Here is a 14102-nt window from a genome sequence, read left to right on the forward strand (position 1 = left end):
TCTCCAGCGACCCGACGCCCAGATCCTCCAGAGTGCTATCGAGGGGAACCGCCCCGCGGCCCAACACCACCGCGACGGAGCCGAACGCGAGAGGCGGGTGGACGGCGGCGACCTCGACGACGCGCTTCGGCAGCCGGCGAGCACAGTCAACGTCCGCCAGCTACGCAGCAGGGCGATTCTCGACAGCACGATCCGGCCTGGCTCGTCCAGCGGCGGCGACGACGGACGACCGGTTCTGTTGACGGGGGCCACCGGGTTCCTCGGCGCATTCGTTCTCCGTGAACTGCTGGCGCGCGGGCAGAAGGTGGTGTGCCTGGTGCGTTCCAACGACTCGGACGCCGCTGAGGCACGTCTGCAGGGCGCCGCGGACCGGCTAGGCATCATTTGGCCCGTGCCAGACTCGGTCGCGGCCCTGTCCGGCGACACGTCCAAGCCACGACTCGGGTTGTCGCAGAAAGAATTCGAAAGTCTGGCCGCATCAGTGGGGGGCATCTACCACTGCGCAGCGCCCGTCAGCTGGGTGAAGTCCTACGCGGCGCTCGAACCTGCGGTCGTGGGAGGTGCCCGAGAGATGTTGCGGCTGGCGGTCCTGAATGGCGGCAAGCCGCTGCATTACGTGTCGAGCCTGGCCGTGTTTCCCTTCGATGGAACGGCGAGACCCGAGGACCATCACAGCCTCGATCACGGCATGAGTCTGCTGGGTGGATACGCCCAAGCGAAGTGGGTGGGCGAGCGCCTGATGGCGGAAGGGGCAAGGCGTGGCCTGCCGGTGACAATTTATCGGCCGCCGCTGATCTCCGGGCACAGCAGGACCGGCGTCTTCAACGCCGATTCCTACTTCGAGCGGATGATCAAAGGCTGCATCGAGCTCGGGGAGGCGCCCCAACTCGATGGTGTGGTCGATGTGGCTCCTGTCGACTACGTCGCCGCCGCGCTCATTGACATCGCGACACAACGCAGTTCGGCGGGACAGGTGTATCACCTAAACAACCCGCATCCGATGGCCTTCAGCGCGTTCGTCGATTGGATTCGCGGCCGCGGATACCCGTTGGTTTCGGTGCCATTTGCCCGCTGGCAGCAACACTTGCTGTCTCGAAACGCGTTCGGGGATAACGCGTTGGATCCGTTGACCGCGCACCTCAAACATGCATCGAGCGGGACCATGACAACGGCGGTGCATGACTGTCGCAACGCGATGGCGGCGCTGTCTCCGTCCGGGCTGCGCTGCCCGGCGTTGGGAGCAGAGTTGCTCAGTGTGTATTTCGAGGCATTCGAAAACAGCGGCTATTTGGGTCCGCTTGTTGAAATCGGCTCCCCAAGGAGGCTGGCATGATTAGGCCCACAGCACCCACACACGGACTATTGCGCCTGGGCTCGCTATTCGCATTCCTCATGGCCGCTTCGTATTTCGCGATCGCTGTGACCTATTTATTTCTTCCCAAAGATCTCAAGGTGGTGGGCCCCGGCAACCCAGCCGTCTACTACCCGGCCCTGGTGAAGCACCCCCACGCGGCCGTGCTGTTGGACTGGCAGGTGGGGATGTTGGGCTTCTTCGGTATCGCGGTAGTCCTGGCGGTCTCACACTTCAGCCGTCGAGATCACGGGGAGGGCTGGATCCGGTACACCTCGACGCTGGCCCTGTTCGGCTTCGCCATTCTCAGCGTGGACTCGCTCAAGGGTGGGGCTCTGCACAAGATGCGTGCCGAGGCATGGGTACACGGTGACGCGTCTACCCGCGCCGCGATCGGCGCGACGCGGCTCACCCTCGACTACTACGGCTGGTTCGCCTTCGGCGCCGTCGGGGCCTGGGTGCTGGCGGTCAACATCGCGATGATCCGGAACCGGCAGCTCCCGGTCTCGGTGGCCAGCCTTGGCATCGTGTTGGCCGCTGCCAATGAGGTGCTGGTCCTCGGGTGGTCATTTTCGCTGGAGTCATTGATGGACGTCGGTGTGGGTGCCGGGCTGCTGGCGGCGATTCCGTGGCTGGTGTTCGTCGGGCTGCGACTGCGGCGGGCCTCGGTGCGGACCGACGTGCCGCCGGCCGGCGCGAGAGCGCCGCTGGCTGAACAGCTTGCGGAAAGGGCAGAGCTATGACTGTGGATGACGATCGCACGGACCTGGCCGTAGGCCTCGCTGGCGTAGGAACATCCATCGAGCGGTGGTATTCGCGCTGGGGCCTACAGGGTCCTGCGTGGGCGAGGCCGCTGCTCGCGCACATCCGCGCGACACGACCCACCACGCGCCTGTGGCTGGACACATTGATGCCGCTCGCGCTCATCACGGTTCTCACCGACGGCGACATACCGTGGCGCGTCGCAGCGCTGACGGTGGGCGCCATGAACCTACTTCACATCGGTGCCACATTCCTCAACGACGTCAGAGACCGCGATACCGACCGGCTTTCCGAGGAGTTCGTGCGCCGAACCCGGCCAATTGCGGTCGGTGTGATACGGCCGCGGCTGGCGCTGACCGAGGCAATCGTCTGTGTGGTGGTCGGCCTGGGCCTGACCGCGTTGGTGCGCTGGCAATTAACGGCGGTCGCGGTGATCCTGGCCGTTGTCATCGCTCAGCATGAGCTGCCGCCAATCCGCACCCAAAGCCGCCCAGTCATCGGACAAGTGGCCGGACTGATCGGCCTCATCGGAATCGTGGCGTCGATCGTCGTCGCGGTCGGCGCCGCGCCCCCGTGGCGCACGGTTCCTTACCTGCTCTACGTCGTGATCTATCTGGGCGTCGGGGAGATGTTGGTCAAGGATGTGCGCGATTCCGACAACGACGCCGAGGGCGGCAAGATCACCACATCGGTGAAGTACGGGGCGGCGGCCGCGACACTGGCCGCCGCGGTCGCGTACGCAGCCGCCACCGTGTGCTGGGTATGGTTCATCGGCCAGCGGCCGCCGGGCATCGTCGGCGGCTGGCTCCTCGTCGGCACCGGCGCCTTGCTGGCATGGATCGCGTTTACGTTGCTGAGCGCCAAACGACTTCGTGTCCGGTTCAGCAAGGGGACAGCCCGCCGGCTGCACCGGGGCTCGGCGGCGACGTTCGCCGTGGTAAGCGTCGCGCTCATGGCGGGATATCTGTCATGAACTCAACGTTGTGGCAAGACATCATCGCGGGGGCCGCGGCCACCATGCTTGTCGCGGTAGCGCTGATGTTGGTGGGGCGGATACTCATCCGCGTCGGGGCGGGCCGCCTTGCCGCACGTAAGGTCCCCCATGCGTTGTGCGGTGTTTTCGTCGCGCTCGCTGCGTACCAGCTGTCGAGCCTCGCAGTCGCCGTCGGCGTCTTGATCCTCACCGCGATTTGTCTAGGCGTGGCTGTGGAGCGACGCCTTCTTCCTGACATACTCGAGGGCTCACGGGAACGCGATTACGGCCTCGTCGGCTTCGCGATCGGGGTGCTCGTGGCCGCCCTGTTGTTCTGGTCAGACCGCACCGCCATCGCCGCCGGTGTCTTGGTATTGGGTCTGGCGGATGCCGCGGCAGCGCTCATCGGGTGCCGCTTCGGCCGTCATCGCGTCGCCGTGGCCAACGCCGTGCGGTCGCTGGAAGGGTCGGGCGGTTTCGTCGTGGTGGCGTTCAGCATCGCCTTGACCGTTACACTTGTCGAATACAAACTCAATATAGCCGCCGCACTGGCGATTTCGACGTTCCTCGCGTTGACCACAGCGTCCATCGAGCTACTTGTACTGCCTGCGGCCGACAACCTCCTGATCACACCATGGGTGGCGCTGCTCTTGCACCTGGGCCACAACCTGTCACCCGGAGGGGCGCTTCGGTGGCTGCTCGCTGCGATCGTGGCCTATAGTGCGGTACCGGTGATGGTCCGGCTGCGTTGGCTTGACCTACCCGGCGCCATCGGCGCCGCCCTCGTGACGGCGAGCGCGATAGGTCTCGGCGGATGGTCCTGGATTGCCCCCGTCGCAACCTTTTTCGTGATGACCAGCGCGATCACCGCCTACCGGCGCGCAAAGCGGGCCGGTAGCCAGCGCGGGCTAAGCCAAGTCATGGTCAACGGCGTGCTGCCGGTGATGATCCCCGTCATCGGCTACGCGCTGACGCGAAACCAGATTTGGATGGTGGCCTACATCGGGGGGATAGCAGCCTCGACCGCGGATTCCTGGGCCTCCGAGATAGGCCGATTCTCGTCTCGGCCACCGATATCGCTGCGCACCCGGCGCAGAGTTCCGGGCGGCACGTCGGGCGCCGTATCGGGCTTGGGTCTTGCGGCGACATGGTTGGGTGGCTTGGCAATCGGTGTCATCGGAGCGCTCGTCGGCAGTGCCACCCTCATCGTCGTCGGCATCGCGGCGGGCTTGGCCGGTTCGCTGCTGGACTCGGTGCTCGGTGCCACGGTGCAAGGCCGCTTCCGCTGCCCATCCTGCCACGAAGCGCTGGAGGAACCGCGCCATTGCGGCGTACATACCGAGCTTTCCAACGGTTACCGCTGGATCGATAACGACGTTGTCAACGCATGTGCCAACGCGACGGGAATGGGTGTCGCTTTGGCTGTCTTTGGGATGGTGTCACTATGACCAAGCAAGATTCCGCTGCTCCCAGCTCGATTCAGTCGACGCGCCACCTGTGGTGGCACCACGCGGCGTTACTGACTCGATCCCTACGCATGCGAACGCGGCTGTGGTACGACGTGCTCGTGCCGCTGGCCATGCTCGCCGTGATGGGGGGCTACTCGCTGCCATGGCACCGCGTCGGCCTGGTGATCGCCGCGTTGGTGCTCTTTCACGGCGGGCAGACGTTATTCAACGATGTCGCCGATGTGGCCGTCGACCGGGCAAGTACCGAGCGTTCGAGACAACAGCGGGCCCTGGTTCGAGGAAGCTTGTCCCGAAGCGAGTTGCTGATCGCCGGCTCGGTGTTGGTGGCCGGCGCCGGGGTCGTATCGCTGTTCCTTCCTTGGCCCAACCAGCTTTTGTTCGTCGTGTCGCTTCCGGTTGTACTGGCCTACAACTTCAAGCCGGTGGGCCTCTCCGGGCGGCCCCTGGCCACCCAGGTGTTTTGGCCGGTGACCTGGCTGCTGATGTACGTGTACTGCGCGGCCGGGCTCGACTTCGCCGGATGGCAAAGGGGGATACCGTATCTCGCGTTCGTCGCCGTGTTCATGGGTTTGGGCGAAGGGCTGTGTCAGGACATCCGCGACCTCGACAACGACCGGATCGGCGGACGTGTGACCACGCCGGTGCGCTTTGGAGCCCGATCCACCTCGGCGTGGGCGTGGCTAGCGTTCAGCGCATCCGTCGTCCCGTGGTTCTGGCATGTCCGACACACGGCGATGCCGATCGTCGCCGCGTCGGCGGGGACGGTGATCCTATTGGTGTGGATCGCGTTGTCGGCTCGCGCTGTTCGGCGAATTCATAAGGCGTATCAGAAGAAAGACGGCAAATTCCTACACACCGGATCCATCCTGGCCTTCACCTGTGTCAACGTTGTTATCCTCGTCGCTGCCGCGCTCTTTTGAGTGGGCAGCGGCATCCCGTGGGCTCAATGACGCCCGGGTAAGCAAACGGCCGTAGTGCACGACGTCTACGACCAGCCCGGCGCTGTCCGCATATTCCGCCAAGCGCGGACTGATCGCCGTGCGGCTCCACAGCTCCGGGTCCAAATCGCCGCCCTCCCGGCGCGTTAACCATCGAAACATCGAGATCGAGCTGCGGAAGACCTTTTCGATCAGTGTCGACGCCCGAGATCCTCGACTTCGGAGAATCAACAACAGCCTGCCGTCGCGGCGAAGTAGCCGACGGAGTTCGCTTAAGGCCGGCACCGGATCGGGCATCGTGTCCAACACGCCGCTGCATAAGATCGCATCGAAACTGGCGGCCGGAAACGGTGCCGCAGTAACGTCACCCTGCACAACGGCGACACCAAGGTCTTCGGGGATGAACGCCTGTGTCCGGGTGACGTAGGCATGCGAGAAATCCATCGCCACGACCAGGCGGCGCGGCTCGGTGCGCGCGATGTGGCGCGACCAGTAGCCCGAACCTGCGCCCGCATCAAGGATTACGGGTCGGTCGTGCAAGGCATCGGTGAGCCATGCGTGGACGTGAGGAAAGCCGACCCGCCAGATGATGTGAAAGGTGGCGGTGTAGAGCGCAGCGGTGGACTCGTACAATTCGCGCCGCCGACGGCTCAAATCGCTATCAGGAACAGTCACAGCAAATACCCGTCGTGTTTCGTGGCCGGCTCGGAGTCGGCGCCACCCGCCACGTAGTTCTCAGCATCGGCGCCGAACCGCATTGGCAGTGGGCGTGTGTACGCCTTTCAGTCACGGCACCCACTGCCGTGCAGCCGTCGATCAACGGTTAGACACCCTGACCGACGCTCACCGGTTCACCAAGACCGAGCCGTTCCGGAAAATCGGTGATGGATCGCAAGCGGTCTGCAGGGTTCGCGATCATGCGTCGCCTGGCTAGATCGAGCACGGCCCCAAGGCTGTTGACCTCGGCGACCAGCGTTCCGTCGGGCTTTCGGATCTCCTGCATCGTGCGGTAGGTTCTGCCCGGATTCCACTCGAACGAGCAGGTGACATCGACCTCATCGCCCAGGTGCAGTTCTCGGTGAAAACGAGTCGTCACCTCCAGGTCGATGGGTCCCAGCCCTTGTGCCGTCAGCTCTTCGATCCTGGCTCCGGCGTCGCGAATGCATGCCATGCTCGCGAAATGCGCCCATTGTTGGTACACGAGGGCGCTAACGTGTCCCTGGGCATCGATCTCGTAGTCGCGCACCGTGATACGGACGCTGAAGATTTCGTCCATCTCGTTCACGCTCTCTTTCCTGCCTGCCTGCCTGCCGGGCCCGGGGGTCAGGTCCGGTTCGAGATCTTGACGTGTACCACCATCAATCGGTTCGGCGTCGCCCAAAGACGCAGTGCCCACCGACACGAAGTTGATCGAATATCCTGTCTGGACAACGGCATTCGAATTAGTTCGCGGTGGCGGCTGCCGCCCGGTCGAGTTGCGACCGCCTGTTTACGGTAGAACGCACTGCCAACTGCGCCAAGAACCGCAGTTGCACGCTTGCCATGCGCAGGGCCAGCCCGGAGTTCCCGGTGGAGGTAGGGGCTCGTGCCCGTGGCGCCAGGTTTCACCGGGTGCTCCGCGGTTCGCTTCAGGTCACGCCGCGTCAGCAGCGGTCAACGGTCGCATGCTGGCGATTGACCAGGCAGAAAGGCCACCCATGATGACCAAGCCTGGGACGGCTGACGCGGCTACCGCGACATCGAGCGGCAACAGGTAGATCAAGGGCAGGCGGAGGGCGCCCGCCGCCAGCATCCCCGCACCCCATGCCCAAGCTCCCACCCGAAACGTCCGCTTTACCAGAGGGTTCGACGAGTACGCGGCAGACCAGGCGTAGGCGTCGCCGGGACGCCAGCTCTGGTAGGCAATCAGTGTCAGCGGCCGATCCAGGGGCAAGCTGATCAGAAATGCGACGCCGACGATTACCGAGCTCAGGGAGTTGTTGGCCAGCAGCAGGCGTGGGTCACCGGTGAATACTGCAAGCACCAAACCCAGCCCGTAGACGCTCATCATGAGAGCCGCGAACCAGCTGACCCGCCGCGATCGCAGCGCCACCCAACCGACCCGCGCGCCGGCAATAGCCGTGGCGGCCAGGAGGGCCGACCATTGCGAGGTGCCGACGAGGCGCAGCAGATAGAACGAGATCATCGGTAACCCGACATCCAGGAACATGCCGAAGAGCGGCTGCATCGATCGCCGAAGGCGCTCGCACCGAAAAGCTATCCGCGGTTGGTCAACTGATTCAACAAAGCCGTAGGCCACATGGTCACGGTGGTGGCGCCGGATGCTGCTGTCAAGCTGATCTGCGAATCCGTTTTCAACGTCGTATATTTCGCGCCGCGGCCGGTTGTGCTCCAGCGCCTGCAGGCAGCTAGGCGATGTCGAAACCAGGGCGGCGATCAGCGGCCCAGCCGACGGGTTTCGACGGTGCTATGAACGAGCAATCCAATCAGACTTCCTATCGCTGCACCGACACCACCTACATAACTTCTCGCCACCTCGAAAGGGGAACCCCCGCAGCCCCGTGGTAGCGAGGCCAACCATGCGATGGCGTCATCGCGGTCCGTGTTGGCGTAGACGCGAACGGGGCAGGGCATCCATCGCCCGATCGCTTCAGCGGGCGCACGAATCCACCCCTCGTCGCTCACGACCGCGCAGCCATCGAGCAACGAGACATATCTCAACCCGAACTTGGTATCCGCCCACAACGCCCCCGCCGTGAGCCGCCGAAAATCCGAACCGAATTGGTAGAGCAGCCTCATCCGACCGCCGGATCGGCGCACCTCGTCGATAATTGGTGCAAACACATGGTAGTAGTCGGATTGGGTCAAGGTTCCGACCGCCTCCAAGCCCTGAACGCCGGCAGGCAACCCGGTAATTTCTTTCAACATCGCGACACCAGTCCTCCCTTCACATCGCGAAACCTATTCGTGTTCAACGTCTCCGGCAGCCGCAGCTCACATCCCGCGTGCACCGGACACCCTTAATCCTTTGCGAAGGAATACATCCGATACGAAATCTTTCCACGTTGCAGGTCGCGGTATATCCGTGAGCCTGGCACACCGGCGAACAGCCGGGCGAATGGGCGCAGGAATGTGGGAAGATGGCGAGTGATCAGGTCGAGCGATCGCTGCGAGGTGGCGTTCAACCCGCGCAAAACCTCCGCATTGATGACCCTCTCCGAGAGAACCCGCATCGAGGTAGCAGCGGTGGCGGCGTCCCATGCGGAAAAGTCATGTCTGCTGCGCATATCGGCGTACAGAAAGTTTCCGCCTGGACGCAGCACGCGCGCCACTTCGGCGATGAAGCGGCGAAACTCAAGGTAGGCATGCGAGGCCTCGATATTTATCACCGCGTCGAATGATTCGTCGGGAAAGGGCAGATTCTCGGCATCGCCGTGCACAAAGTCCAGCCCGGGCAAATCATGCCTGCTCCTGCAGTAAGCGATGGCCTCGGCGTTGAAGTCCAGCCCCGTGTAGGAGGCAGGGTGCACCGTACGCACCAGGTACGAGGCCCCGCCACCGTGCCCGCAGCTGACCTCCAGCACCCGTTTCCCGCGGAGATCTGCCTGGGCCGCCGTGCGGTGGTACAGCTGGATCCCCAACCGATTAGGCTCGTCGCAAGCCGCCAGCGCTATGCCCATCGGCGGATCCTCCTCGTAACCGTAGTTGAGGAACACGACGTCCTCTCCATTGAGCCGACGGGTCATGTAGGGATACCAATATTTGCTGATCGCTATCCTGTAGAGCCGCGTTGCGCCGGTGCGGCGGACGGGGCTCTTTTGAGTGGCAGGCATGCCGCGAGTATGCCAGCCGGTTAGGATAGTTCGGAACATCTGTCCAACTGTGGAATGGCTCGTTGTTGTCAAATACTTTGACATGCTTTGGATTCGGTTCGCGCAACGCTTGACTGTCCACGACGCCGTCGAGCAGGCCCTGGCCCGCTAGCGGGCACCAGCGCGCCCGGGCCGCACCGAGACTCGTTGTGAGGCAGGGGTCGTCACCGCTGGCCGCGTGACCCGTCGGAACACGACAGCACGTCCGCCCCGCGCAGGCGCGGTCGCGACGCCCCGGAAGTGCGGCCTCTCGCCCCTGTCATACGTGGTGCCGAATTCGAATTCCCTCAATAGCGTTCGCAGCGCGACATTTATCTCCATGTTGGCGTACGCTGCGCCGATGCAACGGCGGACGCCGCCACCGTAGGCGATCCATGTGTGGATGTCCGGAGGATTACCGATGAACCGGTCGGGATTGAAGGACGCCGCATGAGGGAAGCTCTGCTCGGAGGCGTGCGCCAGTGTGATGCTCGCCAAAACGACATGACGCTCGGGAATAACCCACTCGCCCAGCTTGATTCGCGTCTTTACGGTGCGGGCGGTGTCGGCGATGACCGGGCGGGTGCGTTGCACCTCCCAGATCGTGGCCTGCCGCAATTCGGACCCTCCGGCGTCAGCCTCTGCGGTCAACCGGGCAAGCAGTCGCGGATGCCGCCGCAGTCGCTCGATGACCCACGCAAGCGCGGTCGCGGTGGTTTCGTGGCCCGCGGCGAGAAGGGTCAGCAGCTCATCGGCGATGTGATCATCGGAGAGGGGCGAGCCATCTTCGTGGCGTGCCCGAAGCATCAGCGTGAGCACATCGGTGCGCTGCTCTAGACCTGGGCCGTTGCGGATGTCGGCGATCAGCCGCCGGATGATCGCATCGTAGTGACAGCGGTAGCGGGCCAGCTTCGCCCCCGGGCTCCACGCACCCATATCGCGACGGGCGATAGGCGGCAAGGCTGCGAGCCGAGCGCCGAGCAACACCATCGGTGGCAGCAGCTCCCGCAGTTCGTGCAGCGCGGTCCCCTCTGCCCCGAACACCGTTCGCAGGATCGAGTTGAGGGTGATGCGTAGCATCGACGGCAGTGCTTCAAACTCCCTGCCTTGTGGCCAGGATGCGGTCTCGCGCAACACTTCTTCCTCTACTATCGCCTCGTAAGCTTGCATACTCTTGCCATGGAGGGCTGGGACGAGAAGCTTACGGCGTTCGCGATGCGCGGCACCCTGGAGACTGAAAGTTGAACCGGGACCGAACATCTCACCCAAAACGCCAGCCCGAACGGCGAGATCGGGGCTGGCGGTTAACAATTCCTTGATCAGGACGGGATCGCTGATGACGACCACATCACCGAAGATCGGCAGGCGCAGGGTGAAAGCCGAACCATACCGTCGGGCGAGAGCACGCAGCGCGCTCTCCCTGGCGAGGAAGCCGAGGCCTAGCAGGAGCTTCGGGATTCGTGGCGCAGGCGGCAGCCGAATGGGGTCCGTGGTCGCCACAGCCATGTCGTCACCTCCAGGATGGCATCCCCCATAGTCGGAAACGGTAAGCCGAGGTACCGGTGTTCACCAGACAAGCGAGAACGGGCGGATGGTGTGTGCAAAGTGAGAAAGTCGGCGGTTGCACGGCGCTGCCGCCGCTGCCTGCCTGCCAGGGTGGACTGGAACTATTCGAGTGCGCCAAGTAAATACGTCGTGTGCCCCATGTTGACCTGCAACGAAGTTGTGCGGAGCATTCCTTACGCGCCGGGCTGTTTCGGGTCTACGCGCCTCGCGCTCCCGATGTCGGGGCTCTACGTGGTGATCGCGGCGACATACATGTTTTGCCCAGGATCTCAAAGTGGTGCGGGCCGGAGATCCGGCCGTATGCTATCCGGCCGGCTCTGCTCAAGCGCTACGACAACGCTGATACGTCTCGGCGGAAGGACCTGTCGCCACCCCCGCACGACGGCAAAAGGGTGGGCAAAGTACTTCTCGGCAACGTGATGCTTCCTTTGCAGCGCAACGTCGTGACGCTTGGCGCCCAGCTTGAAGCGGTCAGCCGTTCTCGGCGATGTCCTCCAGCACGGCGAACATGGTGCGGGTCGGCACGCCGGTGCCGCCCTTGGGCGTGTACCCCCACGGGCTGCTGGTGTTGTACGCCGGGCCGGCCACGTCGATATGTGCCCAGCCCACGCCGTCGGCGACGAACTCGCGCAGGAACACCCCCGCCACCAGCATGCCGGCGAAGCGCTGCCCACTGATGTTCGACAGGTCGGCCACCGTGGACTTCAGGTCGTCCTTGAGTTCGTCGGGCAGCGGCATCGGCCACCCGTTCTCGCCCACCCGCTGCGAAATGGCCGCCACCCGGTCGCGGAATTCGTCGCTGCCCATCACGCCCGGGATGCGCGCGCCCAGCGCCACCGTCTGCGCACCGGTCAAGGTGGACGTCTCGATCAGGTAGTCCGGGTCGTCCTCGCACGCCCGCACGATGGCGTCGGCCAGGATGAGCCGGCCCTCGGCGTCGGTGTTCTGCACCTCCACGGTGGTTCCGCCGTACTGGGTCAGCACGTCGCCCGGGCGCTGCGCCGTCGCCGACGGCATGTTCTCGGCCATCGGCACCGTGGCGATCACGTCGATCGGCAGTTGCCGCTGGGCGGCCAGCGCGACGGTCGCGATGACCGCGGCCGCACCACCCATGTCCGAGGTCATGTAGTGCATCGACGCCGCCGGCTTGATCGAGATGCCGCCGGTGTCGAACGTGACGCCCTTGCCCACCAGCGCCACTCGCTTGGCCTGCTTGGGTTTCTTGGCGAGCTTCGACCCGCGATGGGTAAGCCGCACCAGCCGCGGCGGGCGCGAGGAGCCCTGACCGACACCGATCACCCCGCCGTAGCCGGCCTTCTGCAGCGCCTTGTCGTCGAGCACCTCCACCTCGAGGCCCACGGATTCACCCAAAGCCTTTGCACGCTTGGCGAATTCGGCGGGGAAAAGGTGGCTCGGCGGGGTGTTGACCAGGTCGCGGGCGGTGGCCACCGCGGTCGCGACGGCCGCCCCGTGCGCGCTGTCCTTCGGGGCGTCCTTGGCGGTGGACAGCACGGTGATCTTACGCAGCCCCTTGTCCTTCGGTGCCGTCTTGTCGCTGCGGAACTCGGTGAACCGGTAGCTGCCCAGGATCAGCCCCTCCACGGCGGCCGCGCACACGTCGTCGCCCGGCAACTGGGTCAGCGTGGTGAGCACCGCCTCGGCCCCGCCCAGCGAACGCGCCGCCACACCCGCGGCGCGACGGATCACGTCGGCCGGCCAGTCGGGGCGCGGCTTGCCCAGCCCGACCGTCAGCACGCTGGCCACCGGCAGCGACGCCACCACCAGCCGGTGCACCTGCTCGCTGCCGCCGGTGGCCTCGAGCGCGCGCAGGCCGGCCTCGATCTCGGCGACCGCGTCGGCGGACAGGAACGGCCCGGCCGCCGAGACGACCGCCCCCGGCTTGTCCTCGTCGCCGGTCGAGACGACCGGCACCACCAATACGGCCGAACCCACGTTGCGTTTGGGCAGCGAGGTGGCGACGTTGACGGTGGGTGCTTGGTAGACCGGTTCGGTGCTCACGGCCAACCACCCTAGTCACCTGCGGCGGGCGTCGCTTGGGCCGTCCCGGCCGGGCAATTCGAAGGCGGCCACCGGCTCGTCAAAACCCTTGAGGGTCAACGGGCCGTGGGGGACCGCGGGCCAGTCGGGCAACTCACCATGAAGCTCGGACGCGATGAGGATCTGTCCGGGCGCCGCGGAAGCGACCAAGCGGGCGGCCAGGTTCACCGGGATGCCGAAGTAGTCGCCGTTGATAGCCAGCACCTCGCCGTACGCCAGACCGGCACGCACGCCCAGGCCCGTCTCGCGCGCCCGCGGATGGCCGACGAGATCGACGGCCGCCTGAGCGAGCCGCTCGGGCGACGAGCACACCCACATCACGGCGTCGCCGATGAACTTCACCACCCGGCCGCCGTCAGCGTGCACCACGTCCGCGACGGTGGCCCCGAATTCGGTGAGCAAGTCCGACAATTGCGCGGGCGTCAGCGCCTGGGTCAACGCGGTGAAGCTGGACAGGTCAGCGAAACCGATGCCGCACACCACGCTCGCCGACGTATCACGCAGGACGCCCTCGAAATAGGTGCGCGCGCTGGTCAGGTGATGGCGATGGACGACGTCGATCAGGGCCCCGATGCGGGGCACGAACTCGGCGACCGACCGGTAGGCCTGCGCCGTCGCGAGCTCGTCGTGCGTGTAGTTCATCTGGATGTCCGGCGTCCCGGCCCGGATCACCGACGACTCCGCCTCCGCCAGCCGGGCCATCGCGGCGCCCAGCACCCGCAGCATGCCGAGCGCCCCGTCCTCGCCCACCACCGCCTTGAGTCCCACCCAGGTCGACAGGGCGTCGACGTCGGCCTGGCTCAGCGCGGGGACATCGGGACCGGCGACGGTCAGGCCGAGCGAAGCCCACGCTTGCGCCACGTCGTCGGCGGACAGGCCGAGTTGGTCGGCGGCGGACTGCAGTGTATGGATCGGGCGGCCCGTCCACGCCAGCACGTCACCGGCCAGCCCGAACAGCCGCCCGCGGCGTTCGGCCTCCGCCATGTCGTCGACGGTGAAGCCGAGCCCGTCCAGGTACTTGATCAAGTCGGCCCGCGCGCGGGGGTTCGCGATACCCGCGGCCTCTAGCGCGTCGAAGTCCAGCGGATCGGACACCTGCCCAAGTGTGCCAGCCGCGGCGACGATTAGGGTAAG

At 65.3% G+C, this 14102-nt stretch carries 13 protein-coding genes; 5 read left to right on the top strand and 8 right to left on the bottom strand.

All coding sequences use genetic code 11. From position 1 onward, the window contains the following. From A5787_RS09225 to A5787_RS09245, 5 genes are all read left to right on the top strand, one after another. The coding region (locus tag A5787_RS09225) for a thioester reductase domain-containing protein (protein WP_066964987.1) at nucleotides 1–1333 on the top strand (1333 nt) is incomplete at its 5' end. Next, nucleotides 1330–2094, top strand: coding sequence for a hypothetical protein (locus A5787_RS09230; RefSeq protein ID WP_156763851.1), 765 nt, complete (start codon nucleotides 1330–1332; stop codon nucleotides 2092–2094). The genes A5787_RS09225 and A5787_RS09230, both read left to right, overlap by 4 nt. Continuing rightward, nucleotides 2091–3086, top strand: a complete 996-nt coding sequence (locus tag A5787_RS09235; protein WP_082977135.1) for a UbiA family prenyltransferase — start codon at nucleotides 2091–2093, stop codon at nucleotides 3084–3086. Before A5787_RS09230 ends, A5787_RS09235 begins: the two co-directional genes overlap by 4 nt. Continuing rightward, nucleotides 3083–4534 carry a DUF92 domain-containing protein gene (locus tag A5787_RS09240; RefSeq protein ID WP_066964996.1) on the top strand — a complete coding sequence of 484 codons (1452 nt, stop codon included), beginning with the start codon at nucleotides 3083–3085 and terminating at the stop codon, nucleotides 4532–4534. Before A5787_RS09235 ends, A5787_RS09240 begins: the two co-directional genes overlap by 4 nt. Nucleotides 4535–4647: 113 nt before the next feature. Then, nucleotides 4648–5475: a prenyltransferase gene (locus A5787_RS09245; RefSeq protein ID WP_197507015.1), complete on the top strand. Its 828-nt coding sequence runs from the start codon at nucleotides 4648–4650 to the stop codon at nucleotides 5473–5475. Here A5787_RS09245 and A5787_RS26515 read toward each other — a convergent pair. The 8 genes from A5787_RS26515 to A5787_RS09280 form a co-directional block, all read right to left on the bottom strand. Next, on the bottom strand, nucleotides 5404–6168 hold the full coding sequence (locus A5787_RS26515) for a class I SAM-dependent methyltransferase (protein ID WP_082977137.1): 765 nt from the start codon (nucleotides 6166–6168) through the stop codon (nucleotides 5404–5406). The genes A5787_RS09245 and A5787_RS26515 overlap by 72 nt on opposite strands. Nucleotides 6169–6316: 148 nt before the next feature. Continuing rightward, nucleotides 6317–6895 (bottom strand): thioesterase family protein, encoded by a 579-nt coding sequence (locus A5787_RS09250; protein WP_197507017.1) that lies wholly within the window; start codon nucleotides 6893–6895, stop codon nucleotides 6317–6319. A 231-nt stretch (nucleotides 6896–7126) separates the two neighbouring features. Further along, nucleotides 7127–7792 carry a VC0807 family protein gene (locus A5787_RS09255; protein ID WP_156763852.1) on the bottom strand — a complete coding sequence of 222 codons (666 nt, stop codon included), beginning with the start codon at nucleotides 7790–7792 and terminating at the stop codon, nucleotides 7127–7129. Nucleotides 7793–7929: 137 nt separating this feature from the next. Next, nucleotides 7930–8421 (bottom strand): STAS/SEC14 domain-containing protein, encoded by a 492-nt coding sequence (locus A5787_RS09260; RefSeq protein ID WP_066965007.1) that lies wholly within the window; start codon nucleotides 8419–8421, stop codon nucleotides 7930–7932. Nucleotides 8422–8513: 92 nt separating this feature from the next. Further along, the gene (locus tag A5787_RS09265) at nucleotides 8514–9326 is read right to left on the bottom strand and encodes a phthiotriol/phenolphthiotriol dimycocerosates methyltransferase (RefSeq protein WP_066965098.1); all 813 of its coding nucleotides are present in this window, start codon (nucleotides 9324–9326) and stop codon (nucleotides 8514–8516) included. A gap of 147 nt (nucleotides 9327–9473) precedes the next feature. Next, the gene (locus A5787_RS09270; RefSeq protein WP_066965010.1) at nucleotides 9474–10850 is read right to left on the bottom strand and encodes a cytochrome P450; all 1377 of its coding nucleotides are present in this window, start codon (nucleotides 10848–10850) and stop codon (nucleotides 9474–9476) included. Between the two features lie 531 nt (nucleotides 10851–11381). Next, nucleotides 11382–12929: a leucyl aminopeptidase gene (locus tag A5787_RS09275; protein WP_066965013.1), complete on the bottom strand. Its 1548-nt coding sequence runs from the start codon at nucleotides 12927–12929 to the stop codon at nucleotides 11382–11384. A 15-nt stretch (nucleotides 12930–12944) separates the two neighbouring features. Beyond that, entirely contained in the window at nucleotides 12945–14063 is a 1119-nt protein-coding gene (locus A5787_RS09280) for an adenylate/guanylate cyclase domain-containing protein (RefSeq protein WP_066965016.1), read from the bottom strand. Nucleotides 14064–14102: the final 39 nt, after the last annotated feature.

The sequence above is a fragment of the Mycobacterium sp. 852002-50816_SCH5313054-b genome (assembly GCF_001667185.1).
In the GTDB taxonomy this organism is placed as follows: Bacteria; Actinomycetota; Actinomycetes; order Mycobacteriales; family Mycobacteriaceae; genus Mycobacterium.

Coding starts and splice junctions, on each gene's coding strand:
- A5787_RS09240 (WP_066964996.1), top strand. CDS start 3,083: ATGAACTCAACGTTGTGGCAAGACATCATCGCGGGGGCCGCGGCCACC.
- A5787_RS09230 (WP_156763851.1), top strand. CDS start 1,330: ATGATTAGGCCCACAGCACCCACACACGGACTATTGCGCCTGGGCTCG.
- A5787_RS09270 (WP_066965010.1), bottom strand. CDS start 10,850: ATGGCTGTGGCGACCACGGACCCCATTCGGCTGCCGCCTGCGCCACGA.
- A5787_RS09265 (WP_066965098.1), bottom strand. CDS start 9,326: ATGCCTGCCACTCAAAAGAGCCCCGTCCGCCGCACCGGCGCAACGCGG.
- A5787_RS09235 (WP_082977135.1), top strand. CDS start 2,091: ATGACTGTGGATGACGATCGCACGGACCTGGCCGTAGGCCTCGCTGGC.
- A5787_RS09260 (WP_066965007.1), bottom strand. CDS start 8,421: ATGTTGAAAGAAATTACCGGGTTGCCTGCCGGCGTTCAGGGCTTGGAG.